This is a genomic window from Chryseobacterium sp. L12 (assembly GCF_056133985.1).
In genome coordinates this window covers 46006-64034 of sequence record NZ_JBVYOF010000019.1, presented here as the reverse complement: position 1 = coordinate 64034, position 18029 = coordinate 46006, and the positions used below count along the sequence as shown (strand labels likewise).

The following is an 18029-nucleotide window of genomic DNA, read 5'->3' as shown; positions in this document are numbered from 1 at the left end:
AAAATTTTTCTGTTATAATCTTTCCCCCTAAATAAAGAAGGATAATCTTACCACAAATTCTCTCAAAAATATAAAAATAACTTCCTTAAAAATAAAATTTGCGCATTAATTTTATTACTTCTAAATTAAAAGATCAACATAAGTCTGCATCATAATTTCATTATTTTTGTTTACATAAATTATTAAAAACAATATACAATCGCATTATTTTAAACCAAAAATTGATAGAAATCCTGCGATTTTAAACATAAAAATATAAATCTAAATGAAAAAACTACTTTTAGCGGGATCATTCGTTGGTCTTTTATTTGTTTCCTGTACTCCAAAATCTACTGTCACTGCGGAAGCTCCAAAATTGGCAACAAGTACGGCAGAGCAGATTGCACAGGGAAAAACTATTTATGAAAATGCCTGCAAAAGATGTCATGACCTTCCTGAACCTACACAATATACATCCATAGAATGGGTAGGAATAATGAATTCGATGGCGCCCAAAGCTAAACTTAATGATGAACAGCATCAGTGGGTGTATGATTATGTGGTTTCTGTGAAAAAATAATTTAAACCAACAAAATATATTAACATGAAAAAAAGTATTGTAATCAGTCTTCTTGGTGTTGCTGCATTTGCCGTATCATGCGGACCAAAAAGTATGGCAGTTACAGGTCCAAAATTCAGTTCTGCCGAACATCTTGCTCAGGGAAAAACTGTTTTTGAAAATTCGTGTAACCGATGCCACAAATTACCCGACCCAGCAAAGCATGATGATCAGGGATGGATAAAAACGCTAAGCAGAATGGCACCAAAAGCCAAACTTAGCGATGAACAGCATCAAATGGTGTATGATTATCTGATTTCTGTAAACGAGAAATAAATTTAAAAGTAAAGGAGACCTATTGAGTCTCCTTCTTTTTTCTTTTTGGTATTTTAGACTTGATGAATTTCCTTCTTTCTTTTACCACATTTAAACTATATTCGGTAAAGCAGTATTTTTCAGAAATTTTCAAAAATTTGATGGCATTGAGAAAACTTCCTCTCATCTCGGAAAGCAAAGCCCTGTAAAACCAGATCGTAGCTTTATCAATTCCTTTTATTTTTAATGAATAATTGATCAGCTTTTCTGCTTCCTGAAAATCTTCGTTATCCAAAAGACATTTGATATAATATTTTGGTGTGTTAAGATTGGTAATATCACATTGCATAGCCTCTTCAAAATAAAGCTTTGCTTTTTCATAATCGATGAGCATTTCGCTGTAGATTCTTCCCATCAGGCAAAGGCTGTCTGCATCTTCCGGATCGTAGGAAAGCGCATAATTCAAAGCTTCCAGACAATCTGGTAAACTGTATGGATAATTATCCAAGGCTTCAAAATAATATTTACTTTTAGTTAAGGTCATTTCTGTAGTTTTTTAATTCGTTTTTCAGTTGATTTCTTTCTTTTTTGAAAGATTTTTCCTGATTATTCTTTTTAAAATCTGTCCCCGAAAATGTTCTGACCGGATTTCCGCGCTGAACATTCAGATGATTATTCCAGGTTTTTTCCAATTGAGAGCGAGAATCCTGAACAAAAACACTTTGCCCTGTCGGAATATGCGTTGCCCGAACAGCAGTGTTTACTTTATTCACATTTTGTCCGCCGCTTCCCTGACTTCTCGCCGTCTGAAACTGAAGATCTTTTTCATTAAACTGAATTTTCTCCAAACCTTCCAGTTCAAAAATTCCGATAAACCAATTGCTTCTTTTGTGCAGCTTTCTGAAAGTGCTTTTCCCAATCCAAAGGATACTTCCGAGCCAGGTTTTTAAAAACTCATTGACGCTTTTAGATTTTAAAAGGAGGGTTAAGGATTTCAAAGTCAGGTTTTCATCTCCATTTTCACGGTGAATAATTTCGTAATCGATTTTATTTTGTTTTGCTTCCTCTAGGAAGACCTTCAGAACTTTGGCAACTACCCATTGACATTCTAAAGGTCCTCTTCCTGAGGTTATTTGTACGAGTTTTTCCATTTTTGTAAAATTTTTAAAATTGCCTCTCTGTTTTTGGCTTCTTTAATAAATGTTGGTAGTCTTTCTACCATCCGCATTCTGTATGGCAGTCTTGTTCTTAAATCTGATGAGACATAATTCTCCATTTCCAACAGATGTTGTAAGTTTCTCGCCCAGAACAATTTCCCTTTAAAATCTGCCTGAAAATAATACGGACAACCAAAAACTTGGTCGTGTATTAGACCTTCTTCTTTTGGAGAACAATTAAGATATTTTTCAGATTTTGATTGAATTTCAAAAGAAGAACCGCATTCATCACATTTTACCATAACATTTTTTGGCTTTTCTTTCAAATTACCTTGTTCATAGCGGATTGGGTGTACGCAAATCGGACAATTGAGTTTTACAAATGCTTTGTATATCACCAAATCCAATCCAGCTTTTCTCAAATCACAATGTCTGCATTCTAAAGTTGCTTCTTTGTAATTACTTTCATTTTTCACAACAGCATCTTTTCCGCAATTTGGACAAACAACGAGAGTGCTTTCGTGATAATTAAAATATTCTTGTTTGTATATTTTTTTCATTTTGTTTAATTAATTGGTTTATTGTTGAAAGTTGTCGGTTGATGGCGTTAAAAATCCTAAAAACCATCAACCAAAAACTAACAACCATTATTTATCCATCCTCACAATTCGAGGCTGAAAAGTTCCGAGAATATCGACCAGTTCACTTTGTGCATTCATCACTTCATTGATTTCTTTGTATGCCATCGGTGCTTCTTCTGCGTTTCCGCCCATCAAAGTAACATTCTTTAGCTTTAATTCTTTTTTAATGTCATTTTGCGTGAAACGGTTCCTGCATTCTCCTCTCGAAAACTCCCGTCCGGCACCGTGAGAAGCCGAGTTTAGCGAATCTGGATTTCCTTTTCCCCGAACGATAAAACCTTTTGCCGTCATTGAACCCGGAATCATTCCCAATTCATTTTCATTTGCCGGAGTTGCCCCTTTTCTGTGAACTATCACTTCTTTTCCGTTATGGATTTCTTTCCACGCAAAGTTGTGATGGTTTTCGATTCTTGCTTTTACTCTTCCTCCGACTGCTTTTACCAATCTTCTGTGAATATCGTCGTGACAGGCCGAAGCGTAATCTCCTGCGAGATTCATCGCTGTCCAGTATTCTAATCCGAGATGCGTGTTTAAGTCGAGCCAAGCGAAGTTTTGTGCTTCTTTTGGCAACGGACATTGTTCTGTTGCAACTCTCGAATAATATTGAGCGATTTCTGCTCCTAAACCACGAGAACCGCTGTGTGAAAGAATCCCCAGATATTTTCCTTTTGGAAGATTGATCTGTTTGTCTTCTTCCGTAATTTCGACTTCCCCGAATTCTACAAAGTGATTTCCGCCTCCAGAACTTCCCATCTGTTTGATGGCTTTTCCTTTTAATCGTCTCAAAATCGGAATCAAATCGAACGTATCTCTGTCAAAAATTTCGTGATCGACGTGAGATTTATGCGTTTCGTACATCCCGAATTTGGTATGTTCGGCAAGCGCTTTTTCATATTTATCTCTTGCGCCGTCCAGATATGAAATTGGCGTATCCAAAATACTGAGTGACATTCTGCAACCAATATCCATCCCTACTCCGTAAGGAATCACCGCATTTTCCACGGCGAGAACGCCGCCAATCGGAAGTCCGTAACCACTGTGCGCATCGGGCATCAAAGCGCCCTGTGTTGCAATCGGAAGTTTCAGTCCGGTGTACAATTGGTTTTTTGCTTCATCCGAAATATTGTTTCCGAAAATCTGGAAAGAAGCACGGTTTGTGTTGAGCATTCTTTTTTCTGTTTTCTTGGATGAAAGCAAAGCTTCTGCGATTTGTCCGAAGGTTAAATCTTTCTCAAAATTCTCCGGATTCTGGTGGATTTCCTTTAAAAGAGATTTCACATAATGAATATTTTTGGTTGCAAAATTCCTTTTCATAACCTCCAAAGCGATGTTCACGCTTTGATTGTTTGGATAACCTAATTTTAATATATCTTTTCCTTTTAGTTTTAAATTTCCCATTGTTTTATAATAAGATGTTAGATATTAGACGCAAGATGTTAGACATTTTTGCATCGAATATTTTTATCAACTAAATTTTTAGTTGATTTAATTAAACCTCATAGGTTTTGGAAACCACCGAGGTTTTTGCAGAGCTTTATTTTAGCCCCGATTGACTCTTAATTTATATTTTATTTATAGAATCGTCGAAACTTCGTTTTGCAGCGACATCCTTTTTCTGCGACGGCTTGAAGAAAGCGTTGGCGAAAAAGATACAGCGGAAAGCGGGATTAAGCTCCTGATAAAAAAGATTTCGGGAAAACTGTTTGAGTTTGAAATATTGCGCAATAAAAAACCCGAAAATCTTACGACTTCGGGTTTTGATATTTTAATATACTGTTATTCTATGAATGTACCAAACCACGAAGCCTCGCCTTTGCAAAAGGCAATCCTACAGATGAATGTTGATTGTATTTGAACATTACTTCGTTGTTTTTTAATGGTTAGACTTAATTGAATTGCAAATATATATAAATTTTTTATAATGGGCATAAAAAAATTATATAGTAATATTTTATACTATTTTTAAATATGTGGTATATAATTTGATATTAATTTTTGACAAAATAACTTAAACTACACGTTATGAAAAATTTTATGAAACCTTTTTTAATTGCAGGAATTTCAGCTGTTGTCTTGACCTCTTGCAGTGATGATGATGATACAAAAATGCAAGCTCCAGAAAACATTTATGAATTTCTTGCTGCTGATGCAGATTTATCAAACCTGAAAGCGGCTGTAGACAGAGCCGGTCTTTCTGCCACCCTTAGCCAAAGCGGAAATTATACTGTTTTTGCTCCTTCGAATGCTGCTTTTAATTCATTTTTACAGACAAACGGATTCAGTAACCTGAATGCAGTTCCAGTAGATGCATTAAAGGAAATTCTTTTGAATCACGTACTTTCAACAGAAGTAAAAGCTGCCAATGTGACAACTGGATATGTTTCTACCCTTGCTAAAGGAGCGGCTTCTTCAACAAGAAATCTAAGCATGTTTATCAACACTACAGGTGGGGTAAAAATTAATGGAATTTCTAACGTGACCGCAACTGATATTGATGCAAACAATGGGGTTATTCATAAAGTTGATGCAGTAATTGGTCTTCCTACTATCGTTACTCATGCTACAGCAAATCCAAACTTCAGTACCTTAGTTACTGCTCTTACCCGAAATGATATGCCAAATTTTGTAGGGATTCTAAGCGGAACTGCTAATTCACCGTTTACAGTTTTTGCTCCTACTAATGCCGCATTTACCTCTCTCCTTACAGAACTAAACGCACCTAATCTGGCAGCTATTAACACCCCAACATTAGAAAACACATTGAAGTACCACGTAGTAACCGGTGCTAACGTGGGATCTAATAATCTTACTAACAATATGAATGTAAATACCTACCAAGGTGGCTCATTTACCATTACAACAACAGGAGGAGCAAAAATTACAGATGCAAGAGCAAGAGTATCAAATATTATTGCTACTGATGTACAATGTTCCAACGGAATTATCCATGCAATTGATAAGGTTTTATTACCCTAAATAATACTCGCAAATTTTGGTTTTTAGGAGGCTGCATTTTTAATAGAATGCAGTCTCTTTTGCAGTTTAAAAAGAAATAACCAGAATTTACAATAATTGATGATTAACTTTGCAAAAAAACTAAATGAAATCAGCACTGACTTTACTACTCTTCTGTATTACAACTTTACTATATGCCCAAACGGGAAGTGTGAACATTACTGTATATGATGATTTCACTAAAAAACCTCTCGAAGTGATTATAAAAGTACAAAATTCTGACAGGACTGTTTCCGGAACAGGTAATGTGCAGATTTCTGAACTGCAGCCTGGAAATTACTCATTCGAGATTACTTCCGAAAATCATGCAACAGGGTTTCTAAACGACATCAGCATAGTTCCCAATCAGAACCTGAGTTTTTCAATCGGGCTTCAAAAAACTGAACAAAAGATTGAAGAAGTCGTTATCAGTAAAAAAGTCTATAAAACCACTGCAGAAAGCCCTATTTCGCTTAGAAATATAACGAGCGAGGAAATCCAGAAAAATGCAGGATCTAACCGTGATGTTTCCAGAGCCATCCTAAGTTTTCCGGGTGTGGGAAGTACGGCTACTTTCAGAAATGATCTTTTCATTAGAGGTGGAAGCTCTGCTGAAAATAAATTTTATATCGACGGAATAGAAGTCCCGGTCATCAACCATTTCCAGACGCAGGGTGCAAGTGGCGGACCCAGAGGAATTATTACTGTAGATTTCATCAAAGATGTTGATTTTTACAGCGGTGCTTTTCCGGCAAGACGAAATGGTGTTTTGTCTTCTCTCTTCGAATTCAATCTGAAGCAGGCAAGAAAAGATAAATTGGGCTACAAAGCAATTGTCGGTCTGGATGATCTTCAGTTGATGGCAGACGGACCGTTGAGTAAAGATCAAAGCTGGAGCGGACTTTTTTCCGTGAGAAAATCTAACTTACAATTACTATTCAAAGCAATCGGATTGCCATTTTTGCCTTCTTATTATGATGCTAATTTTAAAGTTGCTAAAAAATATAAAAGCGGTGATGAATTATATTTTATCGGAATTGGAGCAATAGACCGTTTTGAATTTAATAATAACGCAGAAAAAACATTAACGAACCTTACCTTAATAGAACGTCTTCCAAAATCTCCTCAATGGAACTACACGGTAGGAGCCGGCTACAGACATCTTGCTGAAAATGGCAACTGGCTGTTTACGGTAAGCAGAAATACACTTGATAATCAGGCAATAAAATATTTTAGGAATATTGAAACTCCTGAAAACCTATTGTACGATTACAAATCTCAGGAAATAGAAAACAAGTTGCGTATAGACCGGAACCTAAGCATTAAAGATGTTCAGGTAAGCTTCGGAACCAATTTGAATTTTGCCACTTACAAAAATAATTCCACCATAAAGAATGTCACTCAAAATGCCGTTAATTTTGATAATCTTGATGTAAATCTTAATGTAATGCAATACGGAGTTTATATTCAGGCAGCAAAAAAGTTCTTTGACGAGAAAGTTCAGATTTCTGCAGGAACACGTTTTGATGCAAGTAATTATTCTGATAAGACCAATAATCCGCTTGAGCAATTTTCGCCGAGATTATCATTGAGCTATCGTTTTGCGCCGCAGTTTGCATTTAATTTTAATTCAGGAATCTTTTATCAGCTTCCGGCTTACACGGCTTTGGGCTTTTCTGAAAACGGAAACTTCACCAACAAAAATACCTTAAGCTATATCAAAAATTCACATTTAGTAGGTGGTTTTGAATTTAACGGTAAAAATAATCTGAGAATTACCCTTGAAGGGTATTACAAGCGCTACAAAAATTATCCTTTCTCACTGAGAAATCAGATCAGTATTGCAAACATTGGTGCTGATTTTGGGGTAGTAGGAAATGAACCTCTGGATTCAAGAGGCAGCGGAGAAACCTATGGGTTTGAAGTATTGGCTCAAAAAAGAACACTTAATAATTTTTACGGTATTGCTGCCTATACTTTCGGATATTCAAAATTTAGTAATGTGAATGAAAATCTGCTGCCTTCCTCGTGGGACAGCCGACATATTTTGACGTTAACAACCGGAAAATATTTCAATAAGAACTGGAACATCGGTGCAAGATTTCGTTTACAGAGCGGACTCCCTGAAACACCGTATGACTTGCAGAGAAGTGCTTTCGTAAACATCTGGAATATCAATAATGGTCCGCTTCAGAATTTCGCTCAACTTAATTCATTAAGAGGAAATGTAGCGCATCAGCTGGATATTCGTGCAGAGAAAAAATGGATTTTTAAAAAATGGCAGCTAACTGCTTATGTAGATGTTGTAAACATTTATGGTTCTGAAAGTCCTAGTAATCTGCCAGTCGTAAATCTTCAGCGTGATGAAAATTACAACGGAATCATCAGTAATCCTTCTGCTCCTCAAGATCAGCAAACCTATCTTCTGGAAACCGGAAAGCAGGACAGGAATACACCGCTTCCCTATTTCGGACTTATTTTTGAATTTTAAATACTAAAAAAGGCGCTGACAGATTTTGTCAGCACCTTTTTTATTTAGTCTTTAGATCCTAAATCATCCATAGGATCATCCATTCCTTTTATTACATTAGAGTGATAAACACGCTCCGATCCTAAAAAGTAGAGATTGTGTCTCGCCTTAGCGATGATTCCGTTATAAACATCTTGCGGAAGATCTGAATTATTATTTTCGACTCTGCTTTCGTCTTCTTTTTTGTACACTTCAATAGCTCCATTATCATCTAAAGTTGCTTTTGCTTTCTGAGCCTGCTCAAATGTATTGGCGTAGACTATTATATTAATGCTTCCAATACTTTTGGTTTTATAAGCATGTAAAAGCTCATTGTCATTGACAAACATATGATCCCAAAAGTTTTTTGTATTTTCATCCTCTTCATATTGGTGATCCGTTTCGGTATTTTCTACATTGGATCTCGAAACGATAATATCATCATTATTAATTCCAAGATTATGCAGTTTTGAAATAATATCCTCCGAGTTTACAGTTGAAGGAAACACTGAAATTACTGTATAAGCCATAATATTTTGTTTTTGATTATGACTTAGAGTACAAAAGCTGTGCAACTTATCAGATTCTAATCACATTTTAATCTAAAAACCTATTTAAAATATCTACTGCACATTTAGGAAGATTGGTTCCTGGTCCGAAGATAAAATCTGCTCCATTGGCATATAAAAACTCATAATCTTGTTGCGGAATTACTCCTCCGACTACAATCGTAATATCATCTGCACCCAATTTTTTCAGCTCCTCAACAACCTGCGGAACCAGAGTTTTGTGACCTGCTGCTAAAGAAGAAACACCTAAAATATGAATATCATTTTCAACCGCCTGTTTAGCAACTTCCTCCGGAGTCTGGAATAGCGGAGCAACATCCACATCAAATCCCATATCAGCAAACGCTGTTGCCACTACTTTGGCACCTCTGTCATGACCGTCCTGCCCCATTTTAGCAACCATAATTCTTGGTCTTCTGCCCTCTTCTTCCTCAAATTTCTGAGTAAGTGCGAGCGCTTTTCCGAAGTATTCGTTTTTACCTGCATTCATTGCGTAAACACCTTGTATAGTTCTGATATTGGCTTTATAACGTCCGAAACTTTCTTCCATCGCATCACTCATTTCACCTAAAGTCACCCTTCTTCTTGCGGCCTCAACACAAAGCTCCAAAAGATTTCCACTGCCGGTTCTTGCCGTTTCACGGATTTGATTTAATATTTCTTCAACTTTTAAAGAATCTCTTTCAGACTTTATTTTTTCTAATCTTTCAATCTGCTTTCTGCGGACTTCAGTATTGTCAATATCAAGAATTTCGATCGGATTTTGTTCTAATGAAGATTTAAAAGAATTTACCCCGATGATAAACTCTTCTCCGCTGTCAATTTTTGCCTGTTTTCTGGCGGCAGCTTCCTCAATTCTCATTTTCGGAATCCCAGCTTCGATGGCTTTGGTCATCCCGCCTTCTTTTTCTACCTCATCAATATATTTCATTGCTTCTTCAATCATCTGTTGTGTGAGAGATTCGACAAGATTACTTCCGCCCATTGGATCCACAACATCACAAATGCCGCTTTCCTGCTGAAGAATGATTTGAGTATTTCTTGCAATTTTTGCCGAATAATCTGTAGGCAAAGCAATGGCTTCATCCAAAGCATTCGTATGTAAAGATTGTGTTCCACCCAAGGCTGAAGACAACGCTTCAATAGCAGTTCTGGTTATATTATTAAAGGGCTCCTGTTCGGTTAAAGACCAACCAGAAGTCTGCGAATGCGTTCTTAAAGCTAAAGATTTAGGATTTTGAGGATTAAACTGTTTTAAAAGATTTGTCCAAATATATCTTGCTGCACGCATCTTGGCAATTTCCATAAAATGATTCATCCCGATAGCCCAAAAAAAGGATAATCTCGGTGCAAAATCATCCACGTTCATTCCTGCTTTTATTCCTGTTCTTACATATTCCAGACCATCGGCTAACGTATAAGCCATTTCCAGAACCGGCGTAGCACCCGCTTCCTGCATATGATAGCCTGAAATAGAAATCGAATTGAATTTCGGAATATTTCTGGAAGTGTATTCAAAAATATCAGCAATAATTTTCATTGACGGTGTTGGCGGATAAATGTAGGTGTTCCGCACCATAAATTCTTTCAGAATATCATTCTGAATCGTACCTGACAATTTATCCTGAGAAACACCCTGCTCTTCTGCTGCCACAATATAAAAAGACAAAATCGGCAAAACGGCACCGTTCATTGTCATTGAAACTGAAATTTCATCTAAAGGAATCTGGTCGAAAAGGATTTTCATATCTTCGACAGAATCAATTGCAACACCTGCTTTCCCGACATCACCAACCACTCTTGCGTGGTCTGAATCATAACCTCTGTGTGTTGCCAGATCGAAGGCTACTGAAAGTCCTTTTTGTCCGGCAGCGAGATTTCGTCTGTAAAATGCATTGGATTCTTCAGCTGTAGAAAAACCTGCATATTGACGGATGGTCCAGGGTTTTTGAACGTACATCGTAGAATATGGACCACGAAGATACGGTTCAATTCCCGGAGAACTTTCTGCAATGCTTTTATCTTTTATATCTTCGCTGATATATCTTGATTTTAATTCTAATCCGTCTTTCTCAAAAGGATAGATAGTTTGCTGTGTTTCAGGTATATTAAATTGCGGAATTTTATTTTTAATTTCCTTTCGCATGAGTTCAGATTTAAGATTTTAAAAATAAGCAATTTTGAAAGAATATATCAATACTGATTTTCAACAATAAAAGAAAAAATGGTGAAATAAAAATACCCACTGAAATTTGTGAGTATTATTAATTTATAGAAAACTTCAAATTTTAAGCGAAAGATAATTTATTTAAAAATTAAACTGAAGACCTGCTTTAATTCCAAATTTTGAAATATCCGGGCGATCCAGATAATTTCCCCGCCAGTTAAAGTCTACGCGCAAAAGCCTGATATTACCGAAGCCGATGTTTTCAATTCCGAACCCATACTCGTAATATACCTGTTCGTTCGGAGCAGAATACTTAAAACCTTCCACATTAATATTTTTAGCTGCATCACTTAATGATCCGTATGCTCCACGGATAAAAGCTACTTCTCTAAGCTTTAATTTTTTTATTAAAGGAATAAAAGATAAAATTTTACCATTGAAGTGATGCTCAATATGGAGTGTTGTATAGGTATCAGCTACAAATTCGTAATAATTCAGCTGTGCAAAAGTATTGGGAACGATGCCGTAAGACTGGTTGCCCGGTATAATATTCTGCAAAGCTAACGGAACAGCATCAAATGTTTTCCCAGCTTCAAAACTTAAAAAAGTTTTGCCTAAGTTACCTAAAATAATAGGCTTGTAAAACATAAACTGAAGCTTGTTATAATTAAAATCTGCATTAAATAAGCCTTCTATACCTCTTGTATATTTCAATACTATAGTAGGTGCTAAAGTTCCATGTTCGTATCTGTCAACACCCGTTTGAGAAAATTTTGCTCCCGGTCTTGCAATCAAGCTTAATGTAACCCGGGAATCGTTGGTAGTTTTTCTAAGATTTCCGTTTTGATAATACATGAGATTAAATCCTGAAGGATTGGCAGATTTAATACTCTGTAAAGTTCCGTCTACTCTCACCTGAAAGTTTTTCCAAGGCTCAATCGAAGTAAAAAAACTGGTTTGATTTACCGAGCTTAAAGATGCGTTTTCTCCTCTCGCAAAGACTGTTGATGAAGCGAACGATCGCGATAAGATGCCATCTTCGGTAGTTAACTGCACTCCGAGCTGAGTAATATCCCTTTTGGTTCCCGCCCCGATCATGAATCGGTTGACTCTATTAAACATATAACGACCTTCAACACCGTATTTGAATTGCTGGTCTTTGAAACCATAAGCATTATAAAACTCAATCCTCCATGGATCATTCTGCCCAAAATAGGTTCTTGCCCCAATTCTTATTCTGTCACCTTCTACTTCATTTTTGCCATATACAGAAGTAATAGGACCCAAATCAATTCCTTTTGTAATATTGTAATACCTGGAAGCCAGTGTTTCGTAAAGCTTTACAATTCTGTTAAATTTTGGAGTCTGCTGCAGTTTATCAAGCATTTCATACACTCCTTTTTCTTCTTTAGAGAGAGAATCTGGTCTTGCCTGGCTCCAGTAAGCTTCATCTTTATCTACAAAATCAGCATCATATTCTTCCTTTTTTCTTGTAAAAACAGAATCAGCCAATGGTTTATCAAACTCATAATCAGAATAATCCACAGACCTTCTTGCAATAAGACTTTTTGCCGTTTTCTTTTTAGAGAAAGGTGTCATCTCAATTGCAGTCACAAATTTTTTGGGAAGAAATGTTTCATCATCAGGATTATCATATTCCAGTTCTGTTGAAATAGCGTTAATAAAATTGACATTGATTTTGTTGGTCGATTTTAACGTAGCTTCAAGAACAGCATAAGAGTCCGTATCAATATATAAGTATCCCTGAAATGCCAATACTTCAGTTCTTCTCGGCTGATACCGGATTTTATATGCGTTTTCTCCCCGGACTGAGACAGTATCTATCAAATTATAATCATACGTACTGAAACCATCTGTTCCTACCGGGCTTGGAAAGCCGATGTCGAAATAGTTTAAGGTATTATCATAAATATTGATATCCCTGTATAGATTTTTTGCGGTAAGAGTTACCACCTGATTATCCTGAAAACCGGAAGTTTTTTGTGCCACCAAAAGTTTTTTGTTTCTTTTAGACGGCTTATTCTCTCCAAAATTATGATAAATGGATTCGTTCAGAAAAACCGGCAAAGCCATTTTGCCATTGGCTGTAGAATCTGCATAGTCGAAAATAAAATCAAGCTTATTGAAAATTTTACGATTCATAAAAGCACTATCCAGGTTATTTGCATCAAACTGAATTTTCTCGTATTCTTTAAAACTATATGTATCAAATTTTTCCAGACCGTTGTTTCTTTTACGCTTCCAGACTTCCTGCATAATTCTGTATGCAGGGTTTTCTTTTTTATTCTTAAATCTTGTTTTCTGATTGTTAATAACAACTTCCTCAATATTGCTTACTTTTTCTGAAGACAGTTTAACTAAAATATCGGCGGCATTTTCCGGAGTAACCTCTACAGTTTCCAGAGAATAATTCTTTTTTGAGAATCTCAGCTTATAGATAATCGTATCTGTTTTTACTGTGAAATTTCCGGAGACAGTTGTTAAATAAGATGCAGACTGATCATTAATAAAAACTTCCACACCAGAAACTGGTTTGTTGGTCTTTTCGTCAACAATCCTTCCGATTGCTGTATTTTGTGCGTGTAGTAATCCTGTAAAAACGATGGCAATATAGAGTATACAGTATTTAAAGTAATGGGTAAACATCATTCGTTTTTTCGAGCATTTAGCATAAACAAAAAGCGTGCTGCATTTTACGGTTTATATTATTAAAGTTCATCATTTTGTACAAAACTGCAAATCTAACGAAAATAAGTGACGGATATTATGTGCAAAAACCTACAGCTTCATATTGCAAAAGCTTTTAAAACAAAAAAGACTGCTAATCAATGATTAACAGTCTTTTTAAGTACCCCAGACGGGACTTGAACCCGTACGTCCTTGCGGACACAGGATTTTAAGTCCTGCGTGTCTACCAATTCCACCACCAGGGCATGGCATGGAGCGAAAAACGGGATTCGAACCCGCGACCCCAACCTTGGCAAGGTTGTGCTCTACCAGCTGAGCTATTTTCGCAAACTTGTGCGGATGAAGGGACTCGAACCCCCACGCCTCACGGCACCAGATCCTAAGTCTGGCGTGGCTACCAATTACACCACATCCGCATGGTTATTGAAATATTTTAAAGAACTTCTTTCGTTTTTGTGAGTGCAAATATAGGGCAATTATTTTTATTTGCAAGAATTATTTCAAAAAAAAATAAATTTTTCTAAAAATTGTTTGAAACCATTTTTTTTAAATTTCATTTTATTACTTTTACACGGTTAATATTTATGATATGGAATTACAAGGAACGATAAAGAAAATCTCTGAAACACAAACATTTGCAAGCGGGTTTCAGAAAAAGGAAATGGTTATTCTTACACAGGAACAGTATCCTCAGCCGATTAACATTGAATTTTTACAGGATAAAATAAATTTACTGGATTCTTTAAGAGAAGGTGAAAATGTAAAGGTAGGAATCAACATCAGAGGAAGAGAATGGGTTTCTCCGCAGGGCGAAACAAAATATTTTAATTCTATTACAGGATGGAGAGTAGAAAAAGTGGCTGATAACGGATCAGAACCTACACAAGCTTCACCTTCACAATCTGCTGCACCGGTATCTAACGAGAATCCTTTTGCGAATGATGACGATGATGATTTGCCATTCTAATTAAAAAAAATAAATCTAAATAACAATCCTGCTTTTTGAAAGCAGGATTTTTTCTGCGAATGGTAAGACTGAATAAAAACGAAATCTCATTTCCTGATCCGGCAACATATGACGGTCATGAAGGCATTATCGCTTTCGGCGGTGATTTATCTATAGAAAGAATCTGGTTTGCGTATCAAAATGGTATTTTTCCATGGTATAATCCTGACGAAGAAATCCTATGGTGGTGCCCCGACCCAAGATTTGTTTTATTTCCTGATGAACTGAAAATTTCAAAATCAATGCAAAAGATTTTAGCCCGGAATATTTTTACGATCACGGAAAATCAAAACTTTGACGAAGTTATATATAATTGCAGTATCATAAGAAGAAAAGATCAGGACGGAACCTGGCTTTCCCAGGAGCTGATGGATTCCTTTAAGCAGCTGCACCATTATGGTCTGGCAAAAAGCGTAGAAGTCTGGCTGGATGGCGATCTTGTTGGCGGACTTTACGGCCTGCAGGTTGGTAATGTTTTTTGCGGAGAAAGTATGTTTTCTAAAGTAAGCAATGCATCAAAAGCAGGTTTTATACATTTTGTACAACAACACGCAAGCGATTTCACCTTGATAGACTGCCAGTCTCACACCCATCATCTTGAGAGTCTGGGTGGAAGAATGATTTCAAAAAAAGATTTTTTAAATATTTTACATCAACATAAAAAATGAATTCAGATAAAGAAAAATGGGTTCTCCTGATATTATTAAGCATTATTTGGGGATCGTCTTTTATATTAATTAAAAAATCTTTAGATCATTTCAGCCCTTATCAGGTGGGAGCACTGCGTGTTTTAATTGCAGGCATTATCCTGATGCCGGTTGCCATTGCCAACTATAAACTTTTTCCTAAAAAGCATTTAAAATGGCTCATACTAGCTGCATTTACAGGAAATTTTTTTCCGATGTTCTTATTTCCGATGGCAGAAAAGGAAATCAGCAGCAGCATTGCAGGAATTGTCAATTCTATGATGCCGATATTTGTGATCATCGTGGGTGCACTGGTCTGGAAATTCAGCACTACAAAACGTCAGACTACGGGAGTATTGATAAGCTTTACCGGAGTATGCATTCTTGCTTTCGGAGGAGATGACGGAACAAAATTCAAGATTTTACCGATTGCATTTCTTCTTTTGGCAACTCTTTGCTACGCAATAAGCACAACAACAGTAAAATCTAAGCTGATGGAAGTGCCTTCTACTATTTTATCAGCATTTGTCTTTTCTTTTGTTTTATTTTTGCCATCCGTGTTTTCATTATTATCAACAGGCTTTGCATCGCAATTTACCTTCAGTAAAGAAAATATGATCGGAATTGGGTTTGTAAGTCTGCTTTCCGTCTTTGGTACTGGTCTGGCCATGATGATGAATTACCGGCTTCTGAAAGTTTCTACGCCGCTTTTTGCTTCGACGGTCACTTTACTGATGCCTATTGTAGCCATTATCTGGGGAGTTTTGGACGGTGAAAAACTCACCCTTTTTCAATCTTCGGGTGCAGCCGTTATTATTGCAGGTCTTCTTTTTTTAAGATCAAAAACTACCGTCGTAAAGAAATAATCTTTTTGCATGATCTTCATTTTGAATGAAAAAATGATAATCTTCATAGATTAAAAAAATCTTAAACAAGCGCGGATATTTATTTATTTAATAATTTTGTAACATAAAATTTAAAGAATGGGGGTTATTCTAAAACCTATTGATATAGTAGATGATATTTCTAAGGAAGACTTCTTCGAGAAATACCTAAAGCCGAGAAAACCGGTGGTCATCAAGAATATGGCAAGGAAGTGGCCGGCTTACCAAAAATGGACGATGGATTACATGAAAGAGGTAGTAGGCGACGTTACTGTTCCTCTATATGACAGTTCCAAAGCAGATCCTGCCGCTCCGATTAATGCTCCCACTTCAGAAATGAAATTTGCAGATTATATAGATCTGATCCAAAGAGAGCCTACCGATCTAAGAATCTTCTTCTTCGATCCTATTAAAAAAGCTAACAGACTTCTGGATGATTATATTTCACCTAAAGAATTGATGGGAGGTTTTCTGGACAAATTTCCTTCTATGTTTTTTGGAGGAAAAGGCTCTGTGACATTTCTGCATTATGATATAGATTTAGCACATATCTTCCATACTCATTTTAACGGACGAAAACACATTCTGCTTTTTGATTATAAGTGGAAAGACAGACTATACAAATTACCGTATGCAACTTATGCCTTGGAGGATTTTGATATTTCAAATCCTGATTTTGAAAAATTTCCGGCATTGGACGGAGTTGAAGGGATAGAATGCTTTTTGGAGCATGGCGACACGCTGTTTATGCCGACAGGATGGTGGCACTGGATGAAATATTTAGACGGCAGCTTCTCTATTTCTCTTCGTGCATGGGATAAATCCTGGGCAGTAAAAACCAAATCTCTTTACAATCTGACAATTCAGAGGAATCTAGATAATTTTATGAAAGCAAGATTTAAGAAAAAATACATGGACTGGAAAGAGAAAAAAGCTATTGAAAGAGCCAATTATGCCTTAAAAAAAGGCTTACCCAGAAAATAAAAATTTAAAATAATAAATAAACCCGAAACATTCTTTCGGGTTATTTTGTAATATCTTTACCAATGTTCTCCTGAGTAATACTCTTGAGCAATTCTAAAAACTAAAATCATTGATAAAGCTGAGGGAAATTACAATGTCATCGGAACTCAAATGTTCTTCCAAATTTGATTAATAAAGTTCTTTTCATGGAAATTGTTTTCAGAATCATTTCAAATTTAATAAAATAATTTCAATATATGTGGTATTTCAGCAAATATTTAACGAATACTTTATATAGAATTAATTTCAATATCACATTTATTCTTTCTTTATACCATTCTGATAGTTATTATTAATTACTCTAAGCAAATGAAAATTTGTAAATTTGCAGTAATAAAACTTATAAAAAATGTATCCAACAGATTTAGTAATGCCGATGAAGGCTGAACTTACAGATAAAGGTTTTGAAGATTTGGCAACACCAGCACAGGTAGAAGATGCCTTAAAAAAAACAGGGACTACCCTTTTGGTTATCAACTCTGTATGCGGTTGTGCAGCTGGAGCAGCAAGACCCGGAGTTGTATATTCTTTAACAGGAGATAAAAAACCCGATCATTTAACGACCGTTTTTGCCGGTTATGATACGGAAGCCGTTGCAGAGGCAAGAAAACACCTGGCTCCGTTTCCTCCAAGTTCTCCATGTGTAGCTCTTTTCAAGGATGGCGAGTTGGTTCACATGCTGGAAAGACACCATATTGAAGGAAATCCTGCCGGAGCAATTGCAGCCAATCTTCAGGCAGCTTATGATGAGTACTGCTAAAATTAACCCTTGAAATAATCAAACCGTTACAAAATTTGTAGCGGTTTTTTTGTTGAAATCATGCTCAGGAA

17 protein-coding genes and 3 tRNA genes are annotated in these 18029 nt (G+C 36.2%); 10 read left to right on the top strand and 10 right to left on the bottom strand.

Going from position 1 to position 18029, the window contains the following annotated elements; genetic code table 11:
- Positions 1-265: 265 nt before the first annotated feature.
- Together AC0NBN_RS12090 and AC0NBN_RS12085 are read left to right on the top strand one after the other, a co-directional pair.
- Positions 266-559 (top strand): cytochrome c family protein, encoded by a 294-nt coding sequence (locus AC0NBN_RS12090; protein ID WP_160813306.1) that lies wholly within the window; start codon positions 266-268, stop codon positions 557-559.
- 24 nt (positions 560-583) lie between these two features.
- Complete coding sequence (locus AC0NBN_RS12085; RefSeq protein WP_160813305.1) at positions 584-874, top strand: cytochrome C; 291 nt, start codon at positions 584-586, stop codon at positions 872-874.
- A gap of 19 nt (positions 875-893) precedes the next feature.
- On the opposite strand, the gene AC0NBN_RS12080 is transcribed toward AC0NBN_RS12085, so the two are convergent.
- From AC0NBN_RS12080 to AC0NBN_RS12065, 4 genes are all read right to left on the bottom strand, one after another.
- A complete protein-coding gene (locus AC0NBN_RS12080; protein WP_160813304.1) occupies positions 894-1397 on the bottom strand; it encodes a hypothetical protein in 504 nt (167 codons plus the stop codon).
- Complete coding sequence (locus AC0NBN_RS12075; protein WP_160813303.1) at positions 1384-2004, bottom strand: peptide chain release factor-like protein; 621 nt, start codon at positions 2002-2004, stop codon at positions 1384-1386. The genes AC0NBN_RS12080 and AC0NBN_RS12075 overlap by 14 nt, the downstream gene beginning before the upstream one ends.
- Positions 1983-2570, bottom strand: a complete 588-nt coding sequence (locus AC0NBN_RS12070; protein WP_143882805.1) for a hypothetical protein — start codon at positions 2568-2570, stop codon at positions 1983-1985. The genes AC0NBN_RS12075 and AC0NBN_RS12070 overlap by 22 nt, the downstream gene beginning before the upstream one ends.
- Before the next feature lie 87 nt (positions 2571-2657).
- Complete coding sequence (locus AC0NBN_RS12065) at positions 2658-4049, bottom strand: RtcB family protein (RefSeq protein ID WP_160813302.1); 1392 nt, start codon at positions 4047-4049, stop codon at positions 2658-2660.
- 151 nt (positions 4050-4200) lie between these two features.
- Between AC0NBN_RS12065 and AC0NBN_RS12060 the strand changes: the two genes are divergently transcribed.
- The 3 genes from AC0NBN_RS12060 (at position 4201) to AC0NBN_RS12050 (ending at position 8136) form a co-directional block, all read left to right on the top strand.
- Positions 4201-4506 (top strand): hypothetical protein, encoded by a 306-nt coding sequence (locus tag AC0NBN_RS12060; RefSeq protein WP_160813301.1) that lies wholly within the window; start codon positions 4201-4203, stop codon positions 4504-4506.
- A 167-nt stretch (positions 4507-4673) separates the two neighbouring features.
- The gene (locus AC0NBN_RS12055; protein WP_160813300.1) at positions 4674-5627 is read left to right on the top strand and encodes a fasciclin domain-containing protein; all 954 of its coding nucleotides are present in this window, start codon (positions 4674-4676) and stop codon (positions 5625-5627) included.
- Between the two features lie 124 nt (positions 5628-5751).
- Entirely contained in the window at positions 5752-8136 is a 2385-nt protein-coding gene (locus AC0NBN_RS12050; protein ID WP_160813299.1) for a TonB-dependent receptor domain-containing protein, read from the top strand.
- Positions 8137-8180: 44 nt separating this feature from the next.
- Here the strand turns inward: AC0NBN_RS12050 and AC0NBN_RS12045 are convergent, their stop codons facing one another.
- The 6 genes from AC0NBN_RS12045 to AC0NBN_RS12020 form a co-directional block, all read right to left on the bottom strand.
- Positions 8181-8684 (bottom strand): hypothetical protein, encoded by a 504-nt coding sequence (locus tag AC0NBN_RS12045; protein ID WP_143882809.1) that lies wholly within the window; start codon positions 8682-8684, stop codon positions 8181-8183.
- A gap of 67 nt (positions 8685-8751) precedes the next feature.
- The gene (gene scpA, locus AC0NBN_RS12040; RefSeq protein ID WP_143882810.1) at positions 8752-10869 is read right to left on the bottom strand and encodes a methylmalonyl-CoA mutase; all 2118 of its coding nucleotides are present in this window, start codon (positions 10867-10869) and stop codon (positions 8752-8754) included.
- 162 nt (positions 10870-11031) lie between these two features.
- Positions 11032-13560 carry a DUF5686 family protein gene (locus AC0NBN_RS12035; RefSeq protein ID WP_474468466.1) on the bottom strand — a complete coding sequence of 843 codons (2529 nt, stop codon included), beginning with the start codon at positions 13558-13560 and terminating at the stop codon, positions 11032-11034.
- Positions 13561-13760: 200 nt separating this feature from the next.
- Positions 13761-13844: transfer RNA gene (locus tag AC0NBN_RS12030), tRNA-Leu, on the bottom strand.
- Positions 13845-13850: 6 nt separating this feature from the next.
- A tRNA-Gly gene (locus tag AC0NBN_RS12025) sits at positions 13851-13926 on the bottom strand.
- Positions 13927-13933: 7 nt separating this feature from the next.
- A tRNA-Leu gene (locus AC0NBN_RS12020) sits at positions 13934-14015 on the bottom strand.
- A 173-nt stretch (positions 14016-14188) separates the two neighbouring features.
- On the opposite strand from AC0NBN_RS12020, the gene AC0NBN_RS12015 reads away from it, so the two are divergent.
- The 5 genes from AC0NBN_RS12015 to AC0NBN_RS11995 all read left to right on the top strand — a co-directional run bounded on the left by AC0NBN_RS12015 (position 14189) and on the right by AC0NBN_RS11995 (position 17958).
- Positions 14189-14566 (top strand): DUF3127 domain-containing protein, encoded by a 378-nt coding sequence (locus AC0NBN_RS12015; RefSeq protein WP_089743450.1) that lies wholly within the window; start codon positions 14189-14191, stop codon positions 14564-14566.
- 59 nt (positions 14567-14625) lie between these two features.
- Positions 14626-15273 carry a leucyl/phenylalanyl-tRNA--protein transferase gene (aat, locus tag AC0NBN_RS12010; RefSeq protein ID WP_143883790.1) on the top strand — a complete coding sequence of 216 codons (648 nt, stop codon included), beginning with the start codon at positions 14626-14628 and terminating at the stop codon, positions 15271-15273.
- Positions 15270-16157 (top strand): DMT family transporter, encoded by an 888-nt coding sequence (locus tag AC0NBN_RS12005; RefSeq protein WP_160813298.1) that lies wholly within the window; start codon positions 15270-15272, stop codon positions 16155-16157. The genes aat and AC0NBN_RS12005 overlap by 4 nt, the downstream gene beginning before the upstream one ends.
- 117 nt (positions 16158-16274) lie before the next feature.
- Positions 16275-17159, top strand: a complete 885-nt coding sequence (locus AC0NBN_RS12000) for a cupin-like domain-containing protein (protein ID WP_160813297.1) — start codon at positions 16275-16277, stop codon at positions 17157-17159.
- A 388-nt stretch (positions 17160-17547) separates the two neighbouring features.
- The gene (locus AC0NBN_RS11995) at positions 17548-17958 is read left to right on the top strand and encodes a BrxA/BrxB family bacilliredoxin (RefSeq protein ID WP_143882813.1); all 411 of its coding nucleotides are present in this window, start codon (positions 17548-17550) and stop codon (positions 17956-17958) included.
- The last annotated feature ends 71 nt before the right edge of the window (positions 17959-18029 follow it).